A 25680-nucleotide genomic window follows, 5' to 3' on the forward strand; every position below is an offset into this window, starting at 1 on the left:
GAATCATCTCTCATCCTACTCGAAGTGTCGTTTTTAAGCCGATGTATATCATAACACGAAAAAAAACTGCTTAGTAGTCTAGATTTTTTTTTCTTATACTGTCACAGCATTTTTCGCTTTCGACAGTTTCTTCTATTTCTGCGTCAGCGCCGATTTCTTCTAAAACTGCCTTCAATGCGCTTATAATTGAGGCTTCTCTGATTAATTCTTTTCCATTAACAATAATACTCGTTCCATATTCATAGCAGGAATCGTCTTCACAGATTTCTTCCCAGTGATTGACAACAATCTTATGCTTCATCATTTCACCCTCTGTATGTTCTGTGTCAGTATTCAGTTTAGCGGCCTGCGTCTGCTTTGTAAAATTCCATGCTTGTGAATTTTATTCAAGCTCATCAGATGGATACTCTTTTTTAAGCTTTACCTTGTTATCAGCCTCATTATACTCATAAATTTCTATATTGCCGTCATTTACGATTCCAAAATGGTTATTTTCAAGCGGAAATGAGCTTGGCTGGGGCGTTTCATAAGAATCTCCGCTATCTGTTTCAATCACTGTTTCATCTCTCCCGCACGCACCAAACAATAAGAACACGGCAATCCAGACAAGTGCAATTCTGATTCGTCTTAACTCCGCTTCGAATTCAGAAAACATTCATTAACTCCCCTAACGTTCAAATTTTTTACATTATATACATTTCACCCCTTTTTATGTTCTCGTTATCAAGTAGACCACGCAAGATAAAATAAACAAGAGAGGCTGCTGGCTAGTTTCTCAGCCCCTCTATTTCTTACTTCTGTACATAGATAGATACTGAACCTCCATTTACATGAAACTCTCCCCATCCATCAGAACCAATCGTAACAGGAGCGGAGCGGTTCCCAGTGATGTCATACCATGTCTCGCCGGCATTTTGCTTCCCAACGTACATCCTCTTTGACCCGCCGGGACCGTCTGTGATTAAAGCGGCCAATCCTGATTGGGCGACGGATTGATCACCTTCCCTCGTCCAGCCAATCACATCCTCATGATCAAAATAATCATGCTGGGTCCCGTATGCATAATGCTTACGTGCTTTTAAGATAGGTTCTATTTTATTTTTGAGCACCGGAATTTCCCTTGATGATGAACCCTTTGTTCCATACATATCTCCATAGAAAACCTGCGGGTAACCAGCCTCTCTCGTTAATATGAAGGCATACGCGAGCGGCTTAAACCATGTTTGTACAGTCGACTCCAAAGATTGCCCCGGCTGTGTATCATGATTTTCCACAAAGGTCACCGCTTGCATAGGATGCTTCGCTACGACAGTGCCATCCAGCAAATGTCTCATATCATAGCCGCCCCCTTGTGAGGATGCAGCCTGCAAATGATAATGAAGCGGGACATCAAAAACGGATTGCTTAAAATCAGTTTTATTCAAATAGTTTTCGAGTTCGTTCAGGTTATTTTGCCAATACTCTGCAACTGTAAACATTTCCTTTCCTGTTGATTGCCTGACTGCCTTTACCCAATCACTCAGAAACGAAAATTTAATGTGTTTAACAGCGTCAAGCCGAAAACCGTCGAGTTGAAGCTCGTTCGCATACCAGGTACCCCATCTTTTTGTTTCTGCGACAACATCCGGATGATCATAGTCGACGTCTGCATACATCAAATAATCGTAGTTGCCGTTTTCCCTGGATACTTCCCAATCCCATGCCTTTCCATCCCCTTGAAATTTATAGATGCGGTTCAGCTTTCGGGATTCGTCCCAATCTGCTCCGTCGAAATGATACCAATGCCACTTAAAATCGCTGACCGTGCTTCCGCGGCCTGGGTAATGAAAGTCTGTCCATGCTTTTATTTGATACTCTCCTGATATTTCCTGATTCCTATCGTTCGGATTCACTTCGACCGCTCTTACATCTTCTGTTGCATCCGCGCCCGCCTTATGATTCAAAACGACATCACCATATACTTGGATGTTTTGCGAATGCAGGGAGCTGATCGCTGACTGAAGCTCATGCTTTGTGCCGTATTTTGTCCTCACCGTCCCTTTTTGCTGAAATTCTCCTAAATCGTACAAGTCATATGGGCCATATCCATTGTCAGATTGACTCGTTCCTTTGTATGCAGGAGGAATCCATACAGCAGTGATTCCGATTTCAGATAAATGCCCCGCATCTTCTTGCAAGCGTTTCCAATGTTGTCCGTCATTAGGCAGGTACCATTCAAAGTACTGCATCAGCGTGCCGTTTATGCTTGCTGCCCAAGTTTTAGATACCGGCAGCGCGACAAACAGCAGTGTTAACAAAACCACCAGGCCGCATGATACGGCACGTTTTCGTTTGTGAATCATTTTCCTCTCCCCTTTCCAGCATAATCACAAATCATTGTACCTTAATATGAAATTTACACAAATAACCAAATTCCTATATTTTTTGTAATCTCTATAGGAGCTTCTGCGACACAAAAAACCTCGGGCTGAAAGCCCGAGGTTCTTCTATTTCGTTATATCTTTGTATGGTCTATTCTAATTCAAGCTGGACGTTTTTTTGCGGTGCAAAAGTCGAAATCGCATGTTTATATATAAGCTGCTGCTTACCTTCCGATTCTAGCAATACGGTAAAGTTATCAAAGCCTTTCACCTGGCCGCGCAATTGAAAGCCGTTCAGTAAAAAAACAGTGACATACGTATTTTCTTTGCGGATTTGATTCAAAAACTGATCCTGAATATTAATCGGTTTCATGTTTCGTCCTCCTTGATTCTCTATATCATACAGTTTCGATTAAAGTTGCAGTTTTCCTGCTATATGTGTGAAAATTTCCTTTTTTTTCAGCTCCATATCAACAGGCGGTGTCATATCGAACCACTCAATCGGCATTTTGTTGCGAAACCACGTCAGCTGGCGTTTCGCATACCGTCTGGAGTTTTGCTTTAATTGCTCAACAGCCTCAAAAAGTGTCACAAATCCGTCAAAATATGCGTACAGCTCCTTGTATCCGATCGCCTGTATCGATTGACAGTCTCTCAATTTTCGGTCGTAGAGCTGTTTCACTTCCGGAAGAAGTCCGGCTTCCATCATCAGGTCGACCCGCTGATTAATTCTTTCATAAAGCGTGTCTCTGTCCATTGTAAGCCCGATTAATACAGCATTGTACAGCAGCTCCCGCTTTTGCTCTTTTAAATGCTGCGACATCGTTTTACCAGATGTATGTAAAATCTCCAGTGCGCGAATCACTCTTCTTGTATTATTCGGATGAATCGCTTTTGCTGCCTCCGGATCAGCCGCAGCCAGCTTAGCGTGAAGGAATTCCGCCCCCTTCTGCACCGCAGCCTTCTGCATTTCTTCCCGAAACGCCGGATCGTTCGCCTCTTCCGTAAATGTATAATCGTAAAGGACGGATTGAATATAAAGCCCCGTACCGCCGACAATCATCGGAAGCTTTCCTCTTTTTGCAATTTCGCTGATTTTATTTCTGACCAAGCTTTGATAATCCGCGGTGGAAAACGAATCTGCCGGATCTAGAATGTCAATCAGATGATGAGGCACACCTTCTGTCTCCTGTTCAGAAATTTTAGCTGTCCCGATGTCCATTCCTTTATAAACCTGCATGGAGTCTCCGCTGATAATTTCCGCGTTCAAAGCCTTAGCAAGCTGAATGCTTAAATTGGTTTTCCCCACTGCCGTTGGTCCGACTAATATGACAACGGGCTGTTTCTTATTTTTCACTATGTATCACTCTCTTTTACAAATCTCCCCCCATTATAGCATTCATCATATATAATCACCTATCCATTTTGCCCTTTTTTTGCAGCAGTAAACATCTCTTTTACCAGCCAAGAGGCTCATTTCCGACGATCTCCCGTGTCTTGCCTTTCAAATGATGGCGATGCGTCTTCCTGGTTTGATTTCGGGGATCGTACACAACGCCTCCGTAACGGATCTGAATCGGCTCGTTATAAGCGAGATAAGTGTTTTCTTCAATTTCGTGATAATGCGTGCCGTCAGCCCGGGGAATGGCAGGGCCTGAGATCCCGTAATAGCGGTGAAAATGGCCATTTTCAAACGAAGTAATCCCAGTGAAATAGTGTGTATGGCGATCCGTATTTGTTCCGTTTGCCGGCTGAGTAAAACCTTCAATGATATGATAATGCCCCTCTTCGCTGGTCGTTTTCGCTCGATAAGCATGTACGTGAGGCGGCGACTTGGCCCAGTCAGATTGATACAGGCCCAATCAGTTCACTCTCCTTCTTTTTCAGCTGAACGCCCAATCAAATTTGGATAGGCTGAATACACTGCATCATCTATACTTTATTATTGGAGGAAAGAAAAAATGAACGAAGTGGAGCATTTCATTGCTGGAAATGATGCAAGAATCTTTGGCAGACCAGGGTTTGGCTACGGATTTGGAAGACCTTGGGTTAGACCTGGGTTTGGCTATGGCTTTGGACGGCCATTTGGATTTTACGGAGGACCTTTTTTTGGCGGTTTGGTAGGCGGACTTGTAGGAAGCGCTTTATTTAACCCTTATTTTTATGGCGGATATCCATATCCTCCGTACCCATATTACTATTAAACCCGGCAGCCCCTTATAAAAGGGGTCTTTTTTATCCCCCGAACCTGAGGTAAAATGAATCTCTTGACTCATACATAGGTTTACACTAATATTTTTCTAGCTGATGATCTTTTCATTAACAAACATTTATCATATTTTGAGTGAGGGGGATTACGATGATGATCGGATACTTATTCCTCACAATTGCCATATGCTCAGAATCAATCGGAGCAGCCATGCTGAAAGTGTCTGACGGCTTCAAAAAGTGGAAACCGAGTGCATTGGTCGTGATAGGTTATTCCCTTGCCTTTTATATGCTGTCGCTGACCTTAAACCGCATCCCTCTAAGCCTTTCATATGCGACATGGAGCGGCGTGGGTACGGTGCTGACGGCCGTGATCGGGGCGAAATTTTTCAAAGAAAAACTGAATATAAAAGGACTTATTGGGATTGGTCTATTAATTTCAGGTGTTGTGCTGCTTAATTGGCAGTAAGGGAGTGTTGTATATGAGAGGATTTCTTTATTTGGCTCTTGCCATATTATCTGAGGTATTTGGGAGCACAATGCTCAAACTCTCCGAAGGCTTTACACAATTCTGGCCTATTATCGGAGTGGCTGCCGGATTTCTGTCCGCTTTCACGTTTTTAAGCTTTTCTTTAAGAACCATAGACTTATCAAGCGCATACGCCACTTGGTCCGGTATCGGGACGGCGCTTACAGCGGTAGTCGGTTTTTTGCTTTTTGGCGAAACTGTCAGCTTGAAGGGTATATGTGGGCTAACACTCATCATTGCAGGCGTTGTGCTGTTAAATCAGTCAAAAGCCCCTAATAAAAAGCAGACGGCCTGTCATTGACCGTCTGCTTCTTTATGATTGCCCCGATATTTTCACAGAAGCTTCTAGCTGCAATTCGACGTTTCCTTGAATGGCTCGTGAGATCATGCAAGAAGACTCCGCTTTTTCACAAAGCTTGTGGGCTAACGCTACGTCTTCTTTTGAGGCATCGTGTCTGAGGACTACTGCGGGGCGGTGAATGATTTTTTTGTATGTAAAGATCCCTCTTGTCACATCAACTATGCCTTCTGATTCCATCTGCAGATCTTCTTTTTCCAGTCCGCTTCTTTCCATCATAGCAGCAAGAGTAATAATATAACAGGTTGCCGCTGCCCCGAGAAGCATTTCATCCGGGTTGGTCCCTTCCCCCGGTCCGTCCATTTCTTTAGGAATGGAAATAGACGTGATGAGATTGCCGCTTTCGATTGTGCCGACATCATTACGTTTTCCCGGCCAATTCGCTTTTAAATAAAAATGATGATCTGCCATATGATTGCCTCCTTCAATGGATTCCATTTCAGTCTACTGATCTTCCTTGATTTTGTCCTCTGATTTGCTTATTAGGAATATTCTTTTTCAAGTACATGTTTTATCGCGCGAACATAAGAGTAGAATTCACTGGTTTTCGTGTATTTCCTATCTTTATAGTAAAAATCATCAAAAAAGGCTTCTCTCTGTTCACGGCTGATTTCTAGCTGGATACTCAGCCCGGTTTCCCCCTGGTTATTAATGTTATCTGCACTTAATCCTGCAAGGCCGCTTTGAGAGGACGCTAATTCGGCGGAAAACCCTCTTTTTTCAAGAGCTCTGACAATCATTTTCGCCCGCTTACGGTCTGTGCCTCCGACAAGTGTATTTTTGTTTTCTCCTTTATATCCGTGAAAAGCGACAACGTACTGGTGCTCCTTAATCTTCTCTTTAGCCAATGGCTCATCAAAGTTGGTGCTTGTAATGTGCAGCGTTTGATTATCCTGTGACTTTAAGCCCTCAAACAGGTAAGTCGAGTAGTCATTGTTGAAATAACGCACAAGCTCACTTACTCCGCCTTCAATTCTTCCGCCGTGCGGAGACATGATTAAAACTTTGCTTCCTTTTTTCTCTTGATAAGAAATATCATAATCGGCAGGGTCCTCATTCTCTGCCAGGCTGCTGAAATTTGAATATGTATCCGGCTGGTTAGATGGTTCAGGTTCTAATGAGTAATGAACATATCTTATGAATAAGACTATGGCTAAGACGAATATGACATTTAGTAAAAATCTTCTCATGTTAAACTCCTTTCACAAGAATGGCAAGGTTCATTATATGAGGTGTAGTCAATAGGTTTTATCTTACCATTGTATACACTATATCATCAGTGAAAAAGTTCCCGGTTTCAAAAAATCAATTGAATGTCACATTTATCAGCGGTTATATACAAATATCAGTGAAAAAAGATTGAGAGGAAAAACAAAAAAGGTAGGAACAACCTCACTTGGTAATTAAATGTATAGAGGTATAAGGAAGGTTTTACTAAAAACCAGGCTGTCAGGGATGCTGAAGCGGGCAGCCTGTTATAGTCCTGCGAACCGGGGTTCTTGCTTCCTTGTTCGCGCAAAGTCACAGGAGAGGATAGAGTCTAATAAAAACGTTCTGATCTGATGGTTCGTAAAACAAAAAGCTTTAATTTGTGTATTGCTTTTCTGCCTGACGATAATCGTTCTCTTTGTTATGGTGCCGTCTTTCTTCATATATATAATGCAGATCGGTATTTGATCTTCCAAAGACCGGCGTAAGAAAATATCCATACGATCTATCACTCCCTCCTGTTTGATATATATATAAATTATAATACGAACAAACGTTCCTTTTCAATACCCAATGATTAACAGTACACATGATTCTTTCGTATCAGATTCAAAAGATTCATAAAAACAAACTCTTGTCCGCCTCCTCTAAAGGACAAACAAACTTACCAAACATACGATCCACTCATAGAGTATACAGAGAACTTCATAATAGGAGGAAAATCGATGTTTGGCTACTCTATGGTACAAATGGTGAGAGCAAACGCTCATAAGCTTGATTGGCCGTTGCGGGAAAGCGTCTTGCAGCTCTACAAGCCCTTCAAGTGGACTCCTTGCTTTTTGCATCAGTTTTTTGAAACAAAATTAAATAACAGAAAAAAAATGTCGGTCATCATAGAATTCGAGGAAGGCTGCCATGAGGCAGGCTTTCAAATGACGGGACAGGTTTTGCAAAAAGAAAAACGCAGCAAGCTAAAAAAACGTTTTAACAAAATCAATTGCTGCAGCGCAGAGGTTACCCCTTCAGCATTGCATTCTCTTCTTTCTGAATGCAGCGATATCCGTAAAGTATATTTAAACCGCGAAGTCAAAGCGCTTCTTGACACAGCAGCCGAAGCAAGCCATGCAAAGGAAGTCGTCAGAAACGGGCAAACCTTAACAGGTAAAGGCGTTACAGTCGCAGTAGTCGATACAGGAATCTACCCGCACCCTGACTTAGAGGGAAGAATTATTGGCTTTGCCGATATGGTAAACCAAAAAACAGAGCCGTATGATGATAATGGACATGGCACACACTGCGCAGGTGATGTCGCAAGCAGCGGCGCGTCGTCTTCCGGCCGTTACCGCGGCCCTGCACCGGAAGCCAATTTAATCGGAGTAAAAGTGCTGAACAAACAAGGTTCAGGCACGTTAGCGGACATTATTGAAGGCGTCGAATGGTGCATTCAATATAATGAAGACAATCCGGATGAACCAATTGATATTATCAGCATGTCCCTTGGCGGCGATGCGCTGCGTTATGACAATGAACTAGAAGATCCGTTAGTCAAAGCAGTTGAAGAAGCTTGGAACGCCGGGATTGTCGTCTGTGTTGCTGCCGGAAATTCTGGCCCTGATCAGCAGACTATTTCAAGCCCTGGTGTAAGCGAAAAAGTCATTACTGTCGGTGCGTTTGACGATAACAATACAGGAAGCAGCGAAGATGATACCGTCGCTTCTTTCTCAAGCCGCGGACCGACTGTATACGGGAAAGAAAAGCCCGATATTGTAGCGCCGGGCGTAAACATCATTTCCCTTCGCTCACCGAATTCATATATCGATAAGCTGCAAAAATCAAGCCGTGTAGGGTCCCAGTATTTCACAATGTCAGGGACATCAATGGCAACGCCAATCTGTGCGGGAATCGCCGCCTTAATACTCCAGCAAAATCCAGACCTAACACCGGATGAAGTGAAAGAGCTGCTTAAAAATGGGGCCGATAAATGGACAGGCGAAGACCCGAATATTTACGGTGCCGGAGCAATCAATGCCGAGAAAGCTATTCCTGGTGAATAAGATTTCATGATCTTCGTGGACACTGCTGGTTCTTTATAAAAAGGATAAGCAGTGTCTTTTTAGCGTACATAAGCCGCTATATCCAGCAGAGTGTAAAACATAAAACAATTGGGAATATTACAGTATAGATCAAAAGGAGGAATGACTGATGACACTCAACAACACTGAGCTTTCCGAATGGTTGAGAGAGCGGATCGGCCAGACGCTTGATATTAGAAAAGGCGAGCTGACCAATAACCAAGACGAGATTTCAGATTTGGATCAGATTGTTCTTCACCTTCAAAAAGTGGGCATACGCAGCACAAACCACCCTGACGACTACGTTGCAAATGACGAACTCGTCCTGGAAGGCGAAGGAACAACCTTTACTGAAGCTGGAGACGTACCGCTTCCGCAGAACGCTTATGAAATTCCTTTATTAGGAGATATTCACATTCACCAAGAAAATGGCGGATTGAAGGTACTGACTGATCGTGCGGTATATACTATTGATGTACAAAACAAATGAAGAAACTTTCACCTGTCGAAAGAATACAGCGCCTTTGAAATTGCCCCAAAGGCGCTTTGCATGGAATCATTTCCTTACCCACAAGCCGATATTTCGTTATGTTTAAAGGTAAAAGTATATTGTAATTCTGTTATTAGTATACAAAGATCGTATGTACCGCATAAGTAACCATTTTCACCATACCTATCAATATGAAGTTCTTTCATTCTCTCTTCCATTCCCACTTTACCAAACGGTATGCGGCCGTTCCATTCTTCAATTCATTCTTGCAGTTACGCTTGATTCTCATAAAAAAAGTTATTCTTTTTGGAGACTTGTCCATTCAGAATAACTTTTTGCAGTGACCTATTCACTCCTGGCTGATTCATCAACGCATATAGATTGTAAATGCTGCATAATAACACGTTTGATCTGTTCTTTATTCACACGGCGAGGATCAAACATCGCATGTAAAGCCAAGCCATCGATTAAGGCGTACAGCCTCTCTCCTTCTATTTCTTTATCAGCGTGTTCTTGCAGTAAATGAAGCTGATCCAAGTAGTCAATCAGATTTCGAATTGCTTTGTAAATCTCGTCATGTGCCGCGTCAAACATATTATCTTTATGTCTCGCATAAACAGTAAAAGCAAACCATACCTCCATCTCTCTAATCGTTTCAGCATTTGTCGGGACAATTTCAAGCAGTATGTGTAACACTTTTTCTTTAGGCGGCAAATCATGGGCAGCAATTTCATTAATGCGAGCTGTCACCTTTTCTTTCACAAGTTTCATTGCAAAAACAAGCAATTCATCCTGAGTCGAAAAATAATGGCGAAGCGCACCTAACGACAGTCCTGCTTCCTTGGCAATGTTTCTGACTGAGGCCCCTTCCATCCCTCGTTCTAAAATCACCCGCCATGTCGCTTCTGCAATGTGTTTTCTTCTTTTTTCATGGTCAATTTGTTTTGGCATGTCTTTATTTTACCAAGAAAAAAATCGGAGAGCAATTTTTATAATACAGTTGTTTTATAAAAACGCAGATGGTAAAATCATATTAAATAATACAACTGTATTGGAAAGAGGGGAACAGATTGAACAGTGTCGCTTGGATGATTGTCTTCTGCGAAATAGCATTTTGGGTTGTAATCGTGTTAGGCCTTGTCGTACGTTATCTATTCAAACAAGATAAATTAGGGCTGCTTCTTCTTGCCTTAACCCCTGTCATTGACCTGATTTTGTTAATAATGACGTCCGCGGATTTATACCGCGGAGCCGTTGCGACTACTGCACACGCGATTGCGGCAGTGTACATTGGCGTATCGATCGCTTTCGGCAAGCAAATGATCCAATGGGCGGATGAAAAATTCCGTTATTATGTAACAAAGCAAGGCTCAAAACCGCTTGTGCGCTATGGAATGGATCATGCGAAACATTATGCGAAAAGCTTGATCAGACATGTGCTCGCTTATCTTATTGGTGCCGGGCTGCTCGCCGGAATGATTTATTTTATTGATGATGCTGCCCGAACCGAAGCGCTGAGCAGTATTTTAAAGGTATGGACAGTGATTCTCGGCATTGATTGCCTGATCACCGCCAGTTATTTTATCTGGCCGAAAAAAGCGAAAGCTTCGAAGAATCTCAAAAGTTAAAATTAGTCTCGCTAAATAATCCTTTTTCAATAGAAAAAGGATTTTTTCACTTTTGTAAATATATGTTACACTTTATGCAAGTCATCTAGATAAGGTGCTTATATGAAAAACCTCCGCTTTCTCAGTATACTTGTCGGATTTTCGCTTTTCCATTAGGCACTTGCCTAGGAGTACATATTCTGTTTTTATTAATAACGGTATATTCGGATGAGTTCCGCTGTATTGTGAATCATTAACATATAAGGAGTGTAGTACGTGAGCCAGAAAGAACATGACACGCCATTTAAAGACTTAAAACCAAGCTCAAAAATAACAGTGATTGTATCCATTGGACTCCTTATCACAATTGCAGCCGCTGTGATTTTCGGCGGTTATTTCTTCGGCATAAAAGGGCTATTTACCATCCTCGGCATCACATACGATTCCAATCAGGCCTTATTGTTTTTTATATTGGGATGCTTTGCTGCCGGACTGGTCATAGATCCTCTAACAAAAGTCGTTTCTCTGATCATGATCCATTCGCTTTCTATGAGAAAAACAGCACTTTTCGCATTTGTCCTTTATTTCATCGCTAATTTTATAACGATTTGTTTAGTAGATTACTTTATGGATTCTATTTATATTCCGGACGCATTACTCTTTGTCATATCAGCATTTATAGCGTTGATTGAACTAGCATTTGATCATCAGCCTAAATCATAACCTGATAAAAAACCGCTTGTGATTGATTCAAGCGGTTCTATGCTTTAAAGACATTTTCATCGCCTAACTTTCCTATATAGTCAACGAGAAAGTGTAAAACAATAAGAGGAATGATGGAACCTAGAATGATAGAAAGTGAGCAAAACAAAAACCCAAAACATGACGTCCTCACAACCCCCTGCCAAAACCCTTGATACGTGTGGGCTAATCCAAATATCAGAGAGGCAGCAAGGACCACAATCCAAATTGAAAGTGAAGGAAATAAGGCTGCCAGAGCAAACAGCAAAAATCCTCTGTAAATCAGCTCCTCCGTTATCCCCGCAGTTAAAGAAACATAGTTCCATATTCTTTTTTCCTTCAAGGTTATCGGCAATATGTCACCAATATCAGATTTCTTCATTTCTTCAGCTTTTTTCTTGGACAAGTCATGTTTTACCTTTTGGCTGCACCAATAGCCGATGATACAATACAGAACAAGCACAAAATAGAGAATACCCAGCCCTAGAAAAATATAAGACGCAAATGAACCGAGCGTTCCGGTATGAATGGCCGGTATCGTTATCCCCATTTGTTTGAGAGACAAATCGGTGCATACAGCTAAAGTGAGTATAAACAAAGCTGGAACCCACAAGCCGACCATTACATCTTTGTAATATTTTATCTTTGCACTTTCGCTTCTTTTCATATTCTTTTTAAACTTCTGAAAATGATAAAACCCAAAAATCGGCTCATAGGTTAACAAAAACAGAATGACAATCCAAAAAACGATCTCCATGACATACCCGCCTTCCTCTATACGAGTAAAAAGTATCAGCATACTAAGAGCTGATTGGAACACCTTGCAGTGTTACGACATCTTCTTCTGTATTAAATGTACTGCACAATGCACAGCAAGATACACTAAAAAATAGTATTGCACTTTGTTTTGAGCTGAAAATGATGATAAGTTTTAAAAAAGCCCGCGATTTAAGCGGGCTTTATCCTAAAGTAAAGGCATTGAACATTTACTACATCACACGTTTAAACATCTTTTCCATCTCATATGTCGAGTGGTGAATGATGATCGGGCGGCCGTGCGGGCATGTAAATGGGTCTGATGTGCTTCGGAGATCGTCCAGAAGCGCTTTGATCTCGTCGTTTCTGAGGTGGCGGTTTGCTTTGATTGAACCTTTGCAGCTCATCATAATCGCCGCTTCTTCGCGCAGTTTTTTGATATCAATGTTTTTCGAATCGAGCACCTGCTGAATGATTTCTTCTATCAGCTCGGCTTCTTCTCCTTTTGGAAACCAAGCCGGGTGGCAGCGGACGATGTAACTGTTCGAGCCGAAAGACTCTAAAAAGACACCTACGCTTTCGAGCTCTTGTTGATGCTGTTCAATAATGAGTGCCTCGTTCGTCGAATAATGGAACGTGAGCGGCACAATCATGTCCTGCACCTCAGGCTCAACCTCGCCGACCTTTTCACGGAAGTATTCGTATTTAATACGCTCTTGGGCTGCATGCTGGTCGATAATATATAAGCCGTTTTCGTTTTGCGCCAATATATAGGTCCCATGCATCTGGCCGATCGGGTACATGATCGGAACACGTTCAGATGATGTCTGCTGCTGTTCCTGAGCGGGCTCCTGTTCGAATCCTTCATGCCATTCTTCTGTAACAGCAGGCTCTTCCAGCCTTTGTTTCGTTTCAGCCACAGAATGAGTTTCAAGCTGCTCTGAAGGCAATTCGTCTTCTATCTCAACTGGTTCTTTGACAACAGAGCTGAGCTTCATTGGTGAATACGAAGGCACAGGCGCTTTTTCCGGTATTTTTCTTTCAGCAGGCTTTTCATCAAAGGTTATAAACTGCTGTTCATTTTTGATGACAGGTGCTGATTTTTTCGGGAGCTGTGCGCTCGGTATCAGCTGCTGGTGTTTAAATACATCTTTTATGCCGTCACGAATTAAGTCGTGCAGCTCTGTTTCCTTGCTGAGCCGCACCTCAAGCTTCGAAGGGTGCACGTTGACATCAACTAAAATCGGATCCATGGTGATTTCTATAAAAGTGATCGGATGGCGCCCGATTGGCAGAAGTGTGTGATATCCTTCGTGCACAGCCTTGACGAGCGGGAAATTTTTAATATAACGGCCATTAATGACAGACGACATGTAATTTCTCGATGCCCGTGTAATCTCTGGCAGCGCGATATATCCCTTCACTTCAAAATCCAGTGAGCTGACATGAAGCGGCAGCATTTTTTTAGCGACAGCCGTACCGTAAATCGCGGCAAGGACATGGCGCACATCTCCATTTCCGTTCGTTTGGAGAAGGTTTTTTCCATGATGGCGAAGGCGGATCGATACCTCTGGATGTGCCAGCGCAATCCGATTGACCACATCCGTAATATTCCCAAGCTCTGTATGAACGGTTTTCATATATTTCAAGCGGGCTGGTGTATTAAAAAACAGATTGGACACGACAATTTCCGTTCCCTTCCTGCTTGAGGAGCGCGATTCAGAAATGATGTTTCCGCCTTGAAGCATAAGCTTCGTTCCCGCTCCTTCTCCCGTGCTTGTCGTAATCTCAAGATGGGAGACTGACGCAATACTCGGCAGTGCCTCTCCCCTGAATCCAAGCGTTCTCACTCTGAATAAATCATTTTCATCTTTTATTTTACTTGTTGCGTGGCGGCGAAAGGCACGCTTGCAATCATCATTTTCCATTCCTTCTCCATTATCAAGAACTCGAATGGATGCAAGACCGGCTTCCTCAATGTCGATTTCAATGACTGTGCTGTCAGCATCGATGGCATTTTCCACCAATTCCTTCACGACTGAGGCGGGCCGTTCCACAACCTCGCCCGCCGCAATTTTATTTGAAAGTTCATCTGACAGCTGGATGACTTTTGCCACATTCATCACCCCGTTTTAATGTAATTTCTTTTGCAGCTTGTACATTTCATTCATCGCTTCCAGCGGTGTCATATCAAGTATATTCAGAGATTTAAAGACATCAAGTACTTGCTTTTCTTTTTTAGAAAGCTTTGGTGATGCAGCCGGTTTATCCGATTCGCCAAAGAAGGACAGCTGTGCCGGCTCTTCTTTTACCTCATGTTTCTGTACTGGTACCTCAGGTTTCTGCACTGGCACTTCCGGTTTGTTCCCTGAATGCTCAAGTTCTTTTAGAATGTCTTGAGCGCGCGAAATCAGATCTGCCGGCAACTCAGCCAGCTGGGCGACGTGGATACCGTAGCTTTTGTCAGCTGCCCCTTCTTTAATTTGATGAAGAAAGACAACCGTTCCATTATATTCCTCAGCACGAACATGGACGTTTTTCAGCTGCGGAAGCTTTTCTTCAAGAACTGTCAGCTCATGATAGTGCGTACTAAACAGCGTCTTGGCGCCGATATGGTCATGAACATATTCAATAATCGCTTGCGCAAGGGCCATGCCGTCATATGTGGACGTTCCCCGCCCGATTTCATCAAACAGAATGAGGCTGTTTTTTGTTGCATTTACAATCGCATTTTTGGCTTCAAGCATTTCCACCATAAATGTACTTTGTCCGGAGATCAAATCATCCGCCGCGCCGATTCGGGTGAAAATTTGATCAAAAATCGGAAGCATAGCTTTTTTCGCGGGCACAAAGCAGCCAATTTGCGCCATAATAGAGATGAGCGCGATTTGTCTCATGTATGTGCTTTTCCCCGACATGTTCGGACCGGTAATGAGCAGCATCTGTCTGTTGTCGCCCATCACACAGTTGTTAGGCACGTATTCCTGGCTATCCATTACTTTTTCAACAACCGGGTGTCTGCCCTCTATGACCTCAACTTCATCTTTAGAAAACTCTGGTTTCGTGTAATGACGATTTTCACTGATTGTCGCAAAGCATTGCAGCGCATCAAGCTCACTCATCTGTTTGGCGAGCTGCTGCAAACGCGGAATATACAATTTCACTTTCTCACGCAGCTCGGTGAACAGCTCGTATTCCAGCTCACAGATGTTATTTTCCGCTTCCAAAATGAGCGCTTCTTTTTCTTTTAATTCAGGTGTAATGTAGCGTTCTGCATTCGTTAGCGTCTGCTTCCGCTCATAACGCCCTTCTTCAAGAAGGTGCAGGTTCGCCTTTGTCACTTCAATATAATAACCAAATACTTTATTGAAACCGACCTTTAATGACCGAATGCCTGTATATTCACGTTCCTGCTGTTCAAGGCGGGCAATCCAGTCTTTCCCGTTTCTGCTTGCATCGCGGTATTCATCGAGCTTTTGATTGTACCCGTCTTTGATCAGGTTCCCTTCTTTTACTGATAATGGAGGGTTTTCGTACAGGGCTTCTTCCAGTAATGCTAGAACATCACCGCACGGGTCAATCCGCTCCGCACGTTCCTTCGCTTTCTTATGAGCCAGCGAAGCAACAAGCTGTTTAATGCCGGGCACTTGCTTTAATGATTCCTTCAGCTGAATGAGATCCCGTGCATTGACATTTCCGAATGCCACACGGCCTGCGAGGCGTTCTAAATCATAGACTTCCTTTAAACGCTCACGCAGGTCCTCCCGTTCAAAGAAATGAGACATCAATGTTTCTACCATTTCCTGGCGCTCTTCAATTTGATTCACTCTGATAAGCGGACGGTCAATCCACTGTTTCAGCAGCCGCCCCCCCATCGCTGTTTTTGTTTCATCAAGCAGCCATAGCAGGGAGCCTTTTTTATTTTTTGAACGGATCGTTTCGGTCAGCTCCAAATTTCGCTTGGAGTATAAGTCGATTTTCATGGCTTCTTCAAGCTCATACACTTGTACAGGCTGAAGGTGATCTAAGCTCCGTTTCTGAGTCCTTTTCAGATACGTATATAAACGGAGAAATGTTTTCGTTATATCCTGGTTCTGTAAATGCTCAATAATCTGAACGTGCTCATCCGTTTGCCCATCTTCAATTGAAATGGTAGCGCCGCACCGCTCCTTCAGCTGAGCAACCGTTTTTTCATCAAGGCTTCCCGATACGACAATTTCCCGAGCGCCAACTGAATAAATTTCTGATATGACGTCTTCCAGCCGTTCAATTAAAACAGCCAAATTTTCACCCGTTGTTAAATCGGACAGGGCCAGTCCGTATCCGTTTGAGCATGACGAAACTGATGCAATAAAATTGTTTTCTGACTCATGGATGCCTTTTCCATCCATTACAGTTCCGGGCGTAATCAGCTGAACGACTTCACGTTTGACGACGCCCTTTGCAGCCTTTGGATCTTCGGTCTGTTCGCATATGGCTACCTTGTATCCTTTTTTAATAAGCTGCTCAATGTATGCCGAAGCAGAATGATACGGCACACCGCACATCGGTATTTTTTTAGCGGCGCCTCCATCTCTGCTTGTTAACGTTATTTCCAGCTCTTGTGACGCTTTTTTAGCGTCCTCAAAAAACATTTCGTAAAAATCACCGAGACGAAAAAATAAAAAGGCATCCTGGTGCTCTGCCTTTATTTTTAAATATTGCTGTATCATAGGCGTATAAGTAGCCATTGTTTAATCCCTCACTATGTATCAACGTTTCTATTTGCCAGCCTTCATTATAACATAAACAGAAAGTGTTAAAAGAATGATATGTCTATATAAAAAAGAGACTTGGGGTACCAACTCCCCTAGTCTCTTTTTTATTCTTCAGGATCTCCAACTAAAAATTCAGGATTGATGTCCTCCAGTTCTTCATCAAGTTCGTCTTCCCAATCCTCTTCTTCATCCTCTTCCCAATCAGGATTTACTTCTACAACAACCTTTGTTTCCCCTACCACTTCCGCCAAAAACTCTCTTTCCGCCTGCACAACAATTTTATTGCCATTCGGTGAAATGGTCACTTCAAGACAGTTTGGCTGCTGTAGCACTTTTGCAATCACTTCATGCTCATCATCTAAGTAATTGTTATCTCTGTATCTGAGTTTAATCACATCCACGTACTTCACTCGTTCTGTGACAACCTCTGTTTTTGTATTGTCCGCGTAAGAGTACCATACGTTTATATCATAATACCCTTCAATTTCTACGGTTTTTCCGATTTTTTCTGCGTCATATTTGTGATTGATAATCCAACCGCCCAAAATGCTGCTCGGTTTTTTCTCAGGGGAGATGGTATTGGTGCACTGTGTGAATTTTCTGCCTTTCGCTACTACCGCCTTCGTGATAATTTCCCTGTATTCAGACATTCCGGCATGCCTCCTTGTTCTTCTTCGTGTTATCTTATGCTGGGCATTCGTCTAGTGTGCATTTTTATAAATAAAATATAAAAATACAAAGTTTCTGTTCCATTGTATGCAGGGGTGCCTAGAAACTTTACTTATAAGTGCGATAAAGTTTATTTGGCTAAAGGCAGCAAAACATATTGAATATTTAGTACATAGTTTATTTAGTTCTTTTATAGTTCAACATAAAAAAACACGGGCCTGAAAAGGCACCGTGTTTTAAAGAGAACAGCTGTTATTTGAATGTTTCATCTTCGAACCGGTTTCTCCTTTTAGAAGATCGCCTCCGGTTGATGCAATGATTTCATTTGTGACCTGGTTGGAAATGGTGGTTGCCACGAGCTGAAGAAGGTCATTCACCTCAACCTGAGAGTCTCTGAATTCCTGGATGACAGGAATATCTTCAAGCTCCTCTTGGAGCGCATCAATTTTCTCTTCTACTTGTTTGAGCGCTTCGAGTTTTTGGTAATGCTTCAGATTAACGGCTTGTTTTTGCAGGGCTTTAATCTGATTAATGATTACAGACACTTTTGCGTTCTCATTAATTTGCGCTTCAGCACGTTTGAAAAAATCAACCTCTTCCGTTTCAGAGATCATTTTTGCAAGGTTTCGTGCTTGCTGCACAATGTCTTTTTTAGAGTAGAGCGTCATCTTATTTCACCTCGATTGCTTCTCCTACCATCTCTCCGTCAAGCGACCACGTTTTCGCTTGCTGGATTTTCACGCGAACGATTTTGCCGATCGCTTCCTTTGGACCTTTGAAATTCACAAGCTTGCTTTTTTCAGTGTAGCCGGCAAGAACCTCAGGGTTGTTTTTGCTTTCGCCTTCCACTAATACTTCGACAACCTTGCCTTCATATTCCTTCATTTTTTTAGCAGAAATTTCATTAACCAATGCGTTCAGACGCTGCAGGCGTTCTTTTTTCACTCTCATCGGAACGTTATCTTTCATTTTTGCCGCAGGTGTGCCTTCACGCGGAGAGTAAATGAACGTATAGGCGCTGTCAAATTCCACTTCACGGTATAATGACAGCGTTTCTTCAAACTGTTCGTCCGTTTCGTTAGGGAAGCCGACGATAATGTCAGTTGTTAGAGAAGCGTTTGGCATAGCCGCTTTGATTTTTTTGACGAGTTCCATGTAACGCTCTCTGTCATATTTGCGTGCCATCAGTTTCAAAACCTCTGAGCTTCCTGATTGGACCGGCAGATGAATGTGATCAAGCAGATTGCCGCCTTTTGCAAGCACTTCAATGAGATGATCGTCAAAGTCACGCGGATGACTCGTTGTGAAACGGATTCTCGGGATATCGATTTTGCGCAGCTCATCCATTAAATCACCAAGGCCGTAGTCCATATCTTCAAAGTCTTTTCCGTACGCGTTTACGTTTTGGCCTAAAAGTGTAATTTCCTTATAGCCTTCGCTTGCAAGTCTTCTTACTTCCTGAATGATCTCTTCCGGACGGCGGCTTCTTTCTTTTCCGCGTGTATACGGTACGATGCAATACGTACAGAACTTGTCACAGCCGTACATAATGTTGACCCAGCCCTTAATTTTTCCGTTGCGGACTTTCGGAAGGTTTTCTATGACGTCGCCTTCCTTGGACCAAACTTCTATGACCATTTCTTTTGAAAGGTATGCTTCAGACAAAAGCTCCGGCAGACGATGGATATTATGCGTCCCGAAAATCATATCGACAAACGGATGTTTTTTCAAAATCCTGTTAACGACTGATTCCTCTTGTGACATACAGCCGCAAACGCCTAAGATAAGATCCGGGTTATTTTTTTTGAGTGCTTTTAAGTGTCCAAGCTCACCGAACACCTTGTTTTCCGCATTCTCACGGATTGCACATGTATTTAACAGAATGACATTGGCATCGTCAACAGAGTTTGTCGCTTCATAGCCAAGAGCCATAAAGATCCCTGCCATTACTTCTGTATCATGTTCGTTCATTTGGCAGCCGTACGTCCGGATATAGAATTTTCTTCCTTCACCCATGCCTTTGAATTCTTCAGAAATTTTAAAGTCATTATGATAAGTAACGGCTTCTTTGCCGCGTTTTTTAGCATCCTTTAAAGAAGGCGGAATGTAGACAGCTTCAAAGTACTTGCTGTAATCCTTCTCGGATTTTTTGTCCGATGGATTAACTTGTCCGCTCTCTAATTTTTGCTTTTCATTCATATGATATTTCTCCTTTCAAACCAAACTTCCACCCTCCAGTATAAAGGTTATTGAAGCTCCGCACAACTGGCAACCTATCATTGTACACTCATTGAGAATAATAATCAATAAGGAATGAAAGGGAGAAGAGTGTTCCCTTCTCCCTACAATAGCTGAAGCTCCTTTGCTGTCTTTTCGATGGCATCAAGCGCCTGATCCAGTTCTTCTTTGGTGTGCTCGGCTGTCAGAATCGTGCGTATTCTTGCTTTTCCTTTTGCGACAGTCGGGAAAACAATGCTTTGTGCAAAAACACCTTGAGACAGGAGCTGATCAGAAAATTGCTTTGCTACCCCCTCATTACCTATTAAAATAGGCAAAATCGGCGTTTCGCTCTGCGTGAGAGTAAAGCCCATTTGGATAAGCCTTGATTTAAAATAATGAGTATTCTCCCACAGACGCTCCATATGCTCCGGCTCTTCCAGCAAGACATCAATTGCTTCCATACAAGCTGCAGTTACAGCCGGAGGATGCGACGTGCTAAATAAAAACGGACGCCCTTTATGACGCAAGTAGTCGATTAACACCTTTGAACCGGCAACGTATCCCCCTAAGACTCCGATTGCCTTGCTTAACGTTCCAACTTGAATATGAACCCTTCCATCAAGACCGAAATGATTTACCGTCCCTCTGCCGCTTTCGCCAAGCACTCCAGATGCGTGGGCGTCATCAACCATCACAAAAGCGTCATATTTCTCAGCGAGCTCCACAATGTCAGGCAGAGGAGCAATATTGCCATCCATTGAAAATACGCCGTCAGTGACAATCAAACGCATGCGGTAATTCATTGATTTTCTCAGCACCTTCTCTAAATCACTCATATCCACATGCTGATAGACCTTTTTATCCGCCTTTGTCAATCTGATTCCATCGATGATAGAAGCATGGTTTAATTCATCGGAAATGACAATATCGTCTTTTGAAAGAATGCTGGAAAGCACACCTTGGTTTGTTGTAAAGCCTGATTGAAAGACAAGTGCCGCCTCTGTTTTTTTAAAGGCTGCCAGCTTTTTCTCCAATTCTTGATGCATGGTAAACGTTCCGGCGATTGTTCGGACTGAACCGGTACCGGCTCCAAATTGCTGAGCAGCCTCCTGTGCAGCTTTGATGAGTCTTGGGTGTGAAGTAAATCCGAGGTAATTATTAGAAGAAAGCTGAATGACTTTTTTATGATTCACTGTAACAGAAGGGCCCTGCATTGATTCAACCTGTTTAACGTCTTGCCATGTATGGTTTTCTTTCATTCTTTCAAGCTCTGCTTTTAGAAACTCAAATTCTTTTGTCATGTTGATCCCCCTTTTATGGAATTAAAATAACCTTCCCGCACTGTCCGCTTCTCATCAGTTCAAACCCGTTCTCAAATTCTTCTAATGGAAACTGATGGGTAATAATAGGCGATAGATCCAGTATGTTTGAACCAAGCAATTGTGAAACCTGCCGCCATGTTGTAAACATCTTTCTCCCTGTGATCCCTTGGATGGTAAGGCCTTTAAACACGACTTTATTCGTCAAATCGATGGTAACGGGATGTTCCGGCAGACTGAGAATATGAAATCTCCCGCCATTTGCAGCCATTGCAAGGCCTTGTGCAATAGCTGAAGGGTGACCCGACATCTCACAAACGAGATCAGCGCCTTCCCCCTCTGTTAAAGCGCTTACAATTTTGAGCGGATCTTCTTTTTCGATGCAGACCGCCGTTGTGGCACCCATTTGTTTGGCGAGAGCTAATCTGTACTCATTTTTGTCAATGGCGACCACCTGCGCTGCACCTGCTGCTTTTGCGACCGCTACCGCCATAAGTCCGATCGGCCCGCATCCGATAATGGCAGTCGTTCCTCCGGCGTTCTGACTCTCAAGGACTGTATGAACGGCATTTCCTAAAGGCTCTTGAATGGAAGCAATCGCCGGGTCCATATCCGCGGGGTTCTTCCAAACGTTTTCGGCCGGCACTTTGACATACTCCGCAAAACAGCCTGCCGTGTCCACTCCGATAATGGCCGTATTTTTACACACATGAGGCTTTCCTGTTAAACAAGGGACGCATGTGCCGCATACAATGTGCGTTTCCGCAGAAACATACTCCCCGATTTTCACACTGCTGACATTCTCGCCTACAGCCTCGACAATCCCGCTGAACTCATGGCCGAAGACACAAGGAGTTTTTATTCTCTGTCGTGCCCATTGGTCCCAATTATAAATATGCACATCTGTGCCGCAAATGGAAGCTGCCTGAACTTTTATAAGAACTTCATGCTTATCGATTTCAGGAATGGGAACTTCAGCCAGCACAGCGCCGAAAGCACCGTGTTTTTTCATTACAGCTTTCATCTTTCCACTCTGCATGTACAATCCTCCTTTAAAAGTCTTGTTATAACCGGATTGTACCATGATCTGGAATCATCGTAAACAGCTGTGTCCTCTCAGAAAAGACAAAAGTATCCGTCTTGAAAAATGGGCTGAATTTTTTTTCAAAAAAAACGGGAATGCTTTTTACACGTGACATATGGTTCATTTATATTATCAAAATACTATTGAGAGAAAATATCACAATAAACGAAAAACAACCTGCTTGCATGATGCAAACAGGTTGTGAATACTTTATTTTTCTTAGCGAGGCTCCACAATTAATTTAATCGCTGTTCTTTCTTCACCATCGATCTGAATATCAGTAAAAGCTGGAATACAAATCAAATCAACCCCGCTCGGCGCCACAAATCCTCTGGCAATTGCCACAGCTTTAACAGCTTGATTTAAAGCACCCGCTCCAATTGCTTGAATCTCGGCGGCCCCGCGCTCTCTTAATACACCTGCAAGCGCACCTGCCACTGAATTTGGACTCGATTTTGCTGAAACTTTTAAGATTTCCATTTCTGCTCCCCCTTAGTTTTACAATGGATAAGTGAGTGTTCATTAGAACAATCATTATTAGATGTTGCTATCCAAAAAGCCATCCCCACAATGCTTTTCAAAAATAGCGGGCTACCTTCCATTTTTACTATATTCACTAAGGAGTTGCTATATTCCTGCTTTTCTTTTTAATATTTTTATAAAATAACCATGTGATTAATTATTCAAAGAACATGTGATCATCATTGATTAAAATACGTTCGATTTTAACGGCCTTTTTCGTTTGATCATCTATATCGATGACCACTCCGCTTAGGGTTGTTTTTCCTTCAGCGACAGTAAAGCGCACAGGAAGGTTTGTTTTGAAACGCTTGATAATCGTTTCTCTGTCCATCCCCAGTATACCGTCATATGGACCGGTCATTCCTACATCCGTAATATATGCCGTGCCCTTCGGCAAAATGCGGTTATCCGCTGTTTGCACATGAGTGTGAGTTCCTACTACAGCAGATGCCCGTCCATCCGTGTACCAGCCGAGTGCGAGCTTTTCACTTGTCGCTTCAGCATGGAAGTCGATAAAAATGTACGGTGTTCTTTTAGCAGCTTCGGCAATTAATTCATCCGCTTTTAAAAACGGATCATCGAGCGGCGGTAAAAACGTACGGCCTTGTAAGTTCATAACGGCAAGTTCTTTACCGTTTGCTTTCACATATGTGATTCCTTTCCCCGGTGTGCCCTCCGGAAAGTTTGCGGGACGGACTAAGTTCGGGACATCGTCGATAAAATCGAAAATTTCTTTTTTGTCCCATGTATGGTTTCCCATCGTGATCGCATCCGCGCCAGACTGTATTAAACTGTGATAGATTTTTTCTGTTAAGCCTTTTCCATGTGCGGCATTTTCGCCATTTATAATGGTAAAATGCGGCTTGTATTTTGATTTCAGCTTGGGCACATACTCTTTTACCATGTCGCGGCCCGGTGACCCGACAACATCTCCGATAAATAAAATTCTCATTTTGTAAATCCTTTCTATTCCTCAGCCGTCAAAAAAATAAAGTGATGCTTAGCGCATCACTTTATTTTGCATACTCTACGGCTCGAGTTTCTCTAATGACTGTCACTTTAATATGACCTGGATAATCGAGCTCGTCCTCAATTCGTTTGCGGATATCTCGCGCCAGGCGATGGGCTTCAAGATCATTTATTGAATCCGGCTTCACCATAATACGCACTTCACGTCCAGCCTGAATCGCAAATGATTTTTCAACACCTTCGTAGGACTCAGAAATTTCTTCGAGCTTTTCAAGTCTTCGAATGTAGTTCTCGAGCGTCTCACTTCTCGCGCCAGGTCTTGCAGCGGAAAGCGCATCTGCTGCAGCTACCAGCACAGCGATAATGGAAGTCGGCTCCTCGTCCCCATGGTGTGATGCAATACTGTTAATTACGACTGGGTGCTCTTTATATTTAGTCGCAAGCTCGACTCCGATTTCAACGTGGCTTCCTTCTACTTCATGGTCAATTGCTTTTCCGATGTCATGAAGGAGTCCCGCCCGTTTCGCAAGCTTTGCATCTTCTCCAAGCTCCGATGCCATCAGCCCGGCCAAGAATGCGACTTCCATGGAATGCTTAAGCACATTTTGACCGTAGCTTGTACGGAACTTTAAGCGGCCGAGAATCTTGATCAGATCTGGGTGGAGGCCGTGAACGCCAACCTCAAATGTCGTTTGCTCACCCATCTCACGAATGTAGTCATCGACCTCGCGGCGAGATTTTTCAACCATTTCTTCAATCCGTGCCGGATGAATACGGCCATCCTGAACGAGTTTATCAAGAGCAATCCTTGCTGTTTCACGTCTGATCGGATCAAATCCGGACAGAATAACAGCTTCAGGGGTATCATCGATAATCAGGTCAATACCTGTCAGCGTTTCAAGCGTACGAATGTTACGCCCTTCCCGGCCGATGATACGTCCTTTCATCTCATCATTTGGAAGATTGACAACTGATACCGTTGTTTCGGCAACGTGATCCGCTGCGCAGCGCTGTAAGGCGAGTGAAAGAATGTTTTTCGCTTTTTTATCAGCCTCTTCTTTCGCACGGTTCTCAGTTTCTTTTGTCATGATGGCGATGTCATGTGAAAGCTCGTTTTCAACCCGGTCAAGAATGATTTGTTTCGCTTCGTCACGAGTCAGACTCGAAATTCGTTCCAACTCTGACTGTTGCATACGAATCATCTCATCCACTTTGCTTTCCATCTCTTCAATATGTTGTTGTCGTTCATTCAGAGAATGATCTTTCTTCTCCAACATCGCTTCCCGTTTATCAATTCCCTCATGTTTGCGATCAAGGTTTTCCTCCTTTTGGAGTAAACGGTTTTCTTGTTTTTGAAGCTCATTTCGTCTTTCACGAACTTCTTGTTCAGCATCTATTCGAAGTTTGTGGATTTCATCCTTTGCTTCAAGCAGAGCTTCTTTTTTCAGTGCTTCAGCATCACGCTTTGCATCTTCAAGAATTTGCTCGGCTGCACCGCGTGCGCCTGCAATTTTCGCTTCGGCAATGGTTTTACGAACATAGTAGCCAACAACTAAACCGAGTAGAATCAGCAAAATGGAGATGAGAACCATCATAATTGGGGTCATACTTTCACCTCCTCTTGCTATGAACTTGGTTGTTGCTCAAAATAAGTGTCGGCATGTACATTGTCTAGTTTTCTCAACATACAGAACCTTCACAGGGAATGAAAGTTTCATCGCCCTTGTCAAGTTTAAATGGTTTAACAATCATGTTAAAAAAACAAATGTTACAACTTCATTGTAATTGTGTCGGAAATACTTGTCAAGCT

28 protein-coding genes are annotated in these 25680 nt (G+C 42.9%); 7 read left to right on the plus strand and 21 right to left on the minus strand.

All coding sequences use genetic code 11. From position 1 onward, the window contains the following. Window positions 1-70: 70 nt before the first annotated feature. The 6 genes from LJF29_RS19340 to LJF29_RS19365 form a co-directional block, all read right to left on the minus strand. Complete coding sequence (locus tag LJF29_RS19340; RefSeq protein WP_010334335.1) at window positions 71-301, minus strand: hypothetical protein; 231 nt, start codon at window positions 299-301, stop codon at window positions 71-73. Window positions 302-382: 81 nt separating this feature from the next. After that, the gene (locus LJF29_RS19345) at window positions 383-655 is read right to left on the minus strand and encodes a YmzC family protein (RefSeq protein ID WP_168747909.1); all 273 of its coding nucleotides are present in this window, start codon (window positions 653-655) and stop codon (window positions 383-385) included. A gap of 136 nt (window positions 656-791) precedes the next feature. Beyond that, window positions 792-2342 carry an alpha-amylase gene (gene amyS / locus LJF29_RS19350; protein WP_229150171.1) on the minus strand — a complete coding sequence of 517 codons (1551 nt, stop codon included), beginning with the start codon at window positions 2340-2342 and terminating at the stop codon, window positions 792-794. Window positions 2343-2511: 169 nt separating this feature from the next. After that, the gene (gene hfq / locus LJF29_RS19355; protein ID WP_003221097.1) at window positions 2512-2733 is read right to left on the minus strand and encodes an RNA chaperone Hfq; all 222 of its coding nucleotides are present in this window, start codon (window positions 2731-2733) and stop codon (window positions 2512-2514) included. A gap of 39 nt (window positions 2734-2772) precedes the next feature. After that, entirely contained in the window at window positions 2773-3717 is a 945-nt protein-coding gene (gene miaA / locus LJF29_RS19360; RefSeq protein WP_229150172.1) for a tRNA (adenosine(37)-N6)-dimethylallyltransferase MiaA, read from the minus strand. A 100-nt stretch (window positions 3718-3817) separates the two neighbouring features. Beyond that, the gene (locus LJF29_RS19365) at window positions 3818-4222 is read right to left on the minus strand and encodes a YmaF family protein (protein WP_229150173.1); all 405 of its coding nucleotides are present in this window, start codon (window positions 4220-4222) and stop codon (window positions 3818-3820) included. Window positions 4223-4321: 99 nt separating this feature from the next. Between LJF29_RS19365 and LJF29_RS19370 the strand changes: the two genes are divergently transcribed. From LJF29_RS19370 to LJF29_RS19380, 3 genes are all read left to right on the plus strand, one after another. Further along, window positions 4322-4564: a hypothetical protein gene (locus LJF29_RS19370; RefSeq protein ID WP_010334330.1), complete on the plus strand. Its 243-nt coding sequence runs from the start codon at window positions 4322-4324 to the stop codon at window positions 4562-4564. Window positions 4565-4719: 155 nt separating this feature from the next. Beyond that, the gene (gene ebrA, locus LJF29_RS19375) at window positions 4720-5037 is read left to right on the plus strand and encodes a multidrug efflux SMR transporter subunit EbrA (RefSeq protein ID WP_168747904.1); all 318 of its coding nucleotides are present in this window, start codon (window positions 4720-4722) and stop codon (window positions 5035-5037) included. Window positions 5038-5050: 13 nt separating this feature from the next. Continuing rightward, entirely contained in the window at window positions 5051-5398 is a 348-nt protein-coding gene (locus tag LJF29_RS19380) for a DMT family transporter (RefSeq protein WP_229150174.1), read from the plus strand. A gap of 12 nt (window positions 5399-5410) precedes the next feature. Here the strand turns inward: LJF29_RS19380 and LJF29_RS19385 are convergent, their stop codons facing one another. The 3 genes from LJF29_RS19385 to LJF29_RS19395 form a co-directional block, all read right to left on the minus strand. Next, window positions 5411-5866 carry an OsmC family protein gene (locus LJF29_RS19385; RefSeq protein WP_010334327.1) on the minus strand — a complete coding sequence of 152 codons (456 nt, stop codon included), beginning with the start codon at window positions 5864-5866 and terminating at the stop codon, window positions 5411-5413. Window positions 5867-5937: 71 nt separating this feature from the next. After that, window positions 5938-6645 (minus strand): poly-gamma-glutamate hydrolase family protein, encoded by a 708-nt coding sequence (locus LJF29_RS19390; protein WP_010334326.1) that lies wholly within the window; start codon window positions 6643-6645, stop codon window positions 5938-5940. Window positions 6646-6930: 285 nt separating this feature from the next. Further along, the gene (locus LJF29_RS19395; RefSeq protein ID WP_168747899.1) at window positions 6931-7164 is read right to left on the minus strand and encodes a WYL domain-containing protein; all 234 of its coding nucleotides are present in this window, start codon (window positions 7162-7164) and stop codon (window positions 6931-6933) included. Window positions 7165-7389: 225 nt separating this feature from the next. On the opposite strand from LJF29_RS19395, the gene LJF29_RS19400 reads away from it, so the two are divergent. Then, on the plus strand, window positions 7390-8718 hold the full coding sequence (locus tag LJF29_RS19400) for a S8 family peptidase (protein ID WP_229150175.1): 1329 nt from the start codon (window positions 7390-7392) through the stop codon (window positions 8716-8718). Between the two features lie 148 nt (window positions 8719-8866). Continuing rightward, window positions 8867-9226 (plus strand): hypothetical protein, encoded by a 360-nt coding sequence (locus LJF29_RS19405; protein ID WP_010334324.1) that lies wholly within the window; start codon window positions 8867-8869, stop codon window positions 9224-9226. Window positions 9227-9571: 345 nt separating this feature from the next. On the opposite strand, the gene LJF29_RS19410 is transcribed toward LJF29_RS19405, so the two are convergent. Then, window positions 9572-10177 carry a TetR/AcrR family transcriptional regulator gene (locus LJF29_RS19410; RefSeq protein WP_229150176.1) on the minus strand — a complete coding sequence of 202 codons (606 nt, stop codon included), beginning with the start codon at window positions 10175-10177 and terminating at the stop codon, window positions 9572-9574. 119 nt (window positions 10178-10296) lie between these two features. Between LJF29_RS19410 and LJF29_RS19415 the strand changes: the two genes are divergently transcribed. Continuing rightward, window positions 10297-10854 carry a hypothetical protein gene (locus LJF29_RS19415; RefSeq protein ID WP_229150177.1) on the plus strand — a complete coding sequence of 186 codons (558 nt, stop codon included), beginning with the start codon at window positions 10297-10299 and terminating at the stop codon, window positions 10852-10854. A 255-nt stretch (window positions 10855-11109) separates the two neighbouring features. Further along, the gene (locus LJF29_RS19420; protein ID WP_010334321.1) at window positions 11110-11556 is read left to right on the plus strand and encodes a YrvL family regulatory protein; all 447 of its coding nucleotides are present in this window, start codon (window positions 11110-11112) and stop codon (window positions 11554-11556) included. A gap of 37 nt (window positions 11557-11593) precedes the next feature. Here the strand turns inward: LJF29_RS19420 and LJF29_RS19425 are convergent, their stop codons facing one another. From LJF29_RS19425 to rny, 11 genes are all read right to left on the minus strand, one after another. After that, entirely contained in the window at window positions 11594-12331 is a 738-nt protein-coding gene (locus tag LJF29_RS19425) for a CPBP family intramembrane glutamic endopeptidase (RefSeq protein WP_229150178.1), read from the minus strand. A 232-nt stretch (window positions 12332-12563) separates the two neighbouring features. After that, complete coding sequence (gene mutL, locus LJF29_RS19430; RefSeq protein ID WP_229150179.1) at window positions 12564-14447, minus strand: DNA mismatch repair endonuclease MutL; 1884 nt, start codon at window positions 14445-14447, stop codon at window positions 12564-12566. 15 nt (window positions 14448-14462) lie between these two features. After that, entirely contained in the window at window positions 14463-17060 is a 2598-nt protein-coding gene (mutS, locus tag LJF29_RS19435) for a DNA mismatch repair protein MutS (protein WP_229150180.1), read from the minus strand. 131 nt (window positions 17061-17191) lie between these two features. Next, complete coding sequence (gene cotE / locus LJF29_RS19440; protein WP_144482443.1) at window positions 17192-17737, minus strand: outer spore coat protein CotE; 546 nt, start codon at window positions 17735-17737, stop codon at window positions 17192-17194. A 255-nt stretch (window positions 17738-17992) separates the two neighbouring features. Next, a complete protein-coding gene (locus tag LJF29_RS19445; RefSeq protein WP_010334317.1) occupies window positions 17993-18424 on the minus strand; it encodes a RicAFT regulatory complex protein RicA family protein in 432 nt (143 codons plus the stop codon). A 1-nt stretch (window position 18425) separates the two neighbouring features. Beyond that, window positions 18426-19955: a tRNA (N6-isopentenyl adenosine(37)-C2)-methylthiotransferase MiaB gene (gene miaB, locus LJF29_RS19450; protein ID WP_168747880.1), complete on the minus strand. Its 1530-nt coding sequence runs from the start codon at window positions 19953-19955 to the stop codon at window positions 18426-18428. Window positions 19956-20098: 143 nt separating this feature from the next. Next, window positions 20099-21277 carry a glycine C-acetyltransferase gene (locus LJF29_RS19455; RefSeq protein ID WP_229150181.1) on the minus strand — a complete coding sequence of 393 codons (1179 nt, stop codon included), beginning with the start codon at window positions 21275-21277 and terminating at the stop codon, window positions 20099-20101. A gap of 13 nt (window positions 21278-21290) precedes the next feature. Then, window positions 21291-22334, minus strand: coding sequence for an L-threonine 3-dehydrogenase (tdh, locus tag LJF29_RS19460; protein ID WP_229150182.1), 1044 nt, complete (start codon window positions 22332-22334; stop codon window positions 21291-21293). Between the two features lie 264 nt (window positions 22335-22598). Next, on the minus strand, window positions 22599-22859 hold the full coding sequence (gene spoVS, locus LJF29_RS19465; RefSeq protein WP_003154135.1) for a stage V sporulation protein SpoVS: 261 nt from the start codon (window positions 22857-22859) through the stop codon (window positions 22599-22601). Between the two features lie 199 nt (window positions 22860-23058). Then, entirely contained in the window at window positions 23059-23853 is a 795-nt protein-coding gene (ymdB, locus tag LJF29_RS19470; RefSeq protein ID WP_029441277.1) for a 2',3'-cyclic-nucleotide 2'-phosphodiesterase, read from the minus strand. Between the two features lie 61 nt (window positions 23854-23914). Next, complete coding sequence (rny, locus tag LJF29_RS19475; RefSeq protein WP_010334309.1) at window positions 23915-25477, minus strand: ribonuclease Y; 1563 nt, start codon at window positions 25475-25477, stop codon at window positions 23915-23917. Window positions 25478-25680 lie beyond the last annotated feature (203 nt).

Origin of the sequence: Bacillus sp. LBG-1-113 (genome assembly GCF_020708615.1) — a bacterium.
Taxonomy (GTDB): domain Bacteria; phylum Bacillota; class Bacilli; order Bacillales; family Bacillaceae; genus Bacillus; species Bacillus mojavensis.

Excerpts from the sequence above, each read along its gene's own strand:
- rny (WP_010334309.1), bottom strand. The coding sequence starts at position 25,477 with ATGACCCCAATTATGATGGTTCTCATCTCCATTTTGCTGATTCTACTC.
- LJF29_RS19395 (WP_168747899.1), bottom strand. The coding sequence starts at position 7,164 with ATGGATATTTTCTTACGCCGGTCTTTGGAAGATCAAATACCGATCTGC.
- LJF29_RS19370 (WP_010334330.1), top strand. The coding sequence starts at position 4,322 with ATGAACGAAGTGGAGCATTTCATTGCTGGAAATGATGCAAGAATCTTT.
- LJF29_RS19400 (WP_229150175.1), top strand. The coding sequence starts at position 7,390 with ATGTTTGGCTACTCTATGGTACAAATGGTGAGAGCAAACGCTCATAAG.
- miaB (WP_168747880.1), bottom strand. The coding sequence starts at position 19,955 with ATGAATGAAAAGCAAAAATTAGAGAGCGGACAAGTTAATCCATCGGAC.
- LJF29_RS19345 (WP_168747909.1), bottom strand. The coding sequence starts at position 655 with ATGTTTTCTGAATTCGAAGCGGAGTTAAGACGAATCAGAATTGCACTT.
- amyS (WP_229150171.1), bottom strand. The coding sequence starts at position 2,342 with ATGATTCACAAACGAAAACGTGCCGTATCATGCGGCCTGGTGGTTTTG.
- tdh (WP_229150182.1), bottom strand. The coding sequence starts at position 22,334 with ATGCAGAGTGGAAAGATGAAAGCTGTAATGAAAAAACACGGTGCTTTC.
- LJF29_RS19455 (WP_229150181.1), bottom strand. The coding sequence starts at position 21,277 with ATGACAAAAGAATTTGAGTTTCTAAAAGCAGAGCTTGAAAGAATGAAA.
- hfq (WP_003221097.1), bottom strand. The coding sequence starts at position 2,733 with ATGAAACCGATTAATATTCAGGATCAGTTTTTGAATCAAATCCGCAAA.
- LJF29_RS19385 (WP_010334327.1), bottom strand. The coding sequence starts at position 5,866 with ATGGCAGATCATCATTTTTATTTAAAAGCGAATTGGCCGGGAAAACGT.
- mutS (WP_229150180.1), bottom strand. The coding sequence starts at position 17,060 with ATGGCTACTTATACGCCTATGATACAGCAATATTTAAAAATAAAGGCA.
- spoVS (WP_003154135.1), bottom strand. The coding sequence starts at position 22,859 with ATGGAAATCTTAAAAGTTTCAGCAAAATCGAGTCCAAATTCAGTGGCA.
- LJF29_RS19380 (WP_229150174.1), top strand. The coding sequence starts at position 5,051 with ATGAGAGGATTTCTTTATTTGGCTCTTGCCATATTATCTGAGGTATTT.
- LJF29_RS19445 (WP_010334317.1), bottom strand. The coding sequence starts at position 18,424 with ATGACGCTCTACTCTAAAAAAGACATTGTGCAGCAAGCACGAAACCTT.
- cotE (WP_144482443.1), bottom strand. The coding sequence starts at position 17,737 with ATGTCTGAATACAGGGAAATTATCACGAAGGCGGTAGTAGCGAAAGGC.
- LJF29_RS19410 (WP_229150176.1), bottom strand. The coding sequence starts at position 10,177 with ATGCCAAAACAAATTGACCATGAAAAAAGAAGAAAACACATTGCAGAA.
- ebrA (WP_168747904.1), top strand. The coding sequence starts at position 4,720 with ATGATGATCGGATACTTATTCCTCACAATTGCCATATGCTCAGAATCA.
- LJF29_RS19390 (WP_010334326.1), bottom strand. The coding sequence starts at position 6,645 with ATGAGAAGATTTTTACTAAATGTCATATTCGTCTTAGCCATAGTCTTA.
- LJF29_RS19340 (WP_010334335.1), bottom strand. The coding sequence starts at position 301 with ATGAAGCATAAGATTGTTGTCAATCACTGGGAAGAAATCTGTGAAGAC.
- LJF29_RS19425 (WP_229150178.1), bottom strand. The coding sequence starts at position 12,331 with ATGGAGATCGTTTTTTGGATTGTCATTCTGTTTTTGTTAACCTATGAG.
- LJF29_RS19405 (WP_010334324.1), top strand. The coding sequence starts at position 8,867 with ATGACACTCAACAACACTGAGCTTTCCGAATGGTTGAGAGAGCGGATC.
- ymdB (WP_029441277.1), bottom strand. The coding sequence starts at position 23,853 with ATGAGAATTTTATTTATCGGAGATGTTGTCGGGTCACCGGGCCGCGAC.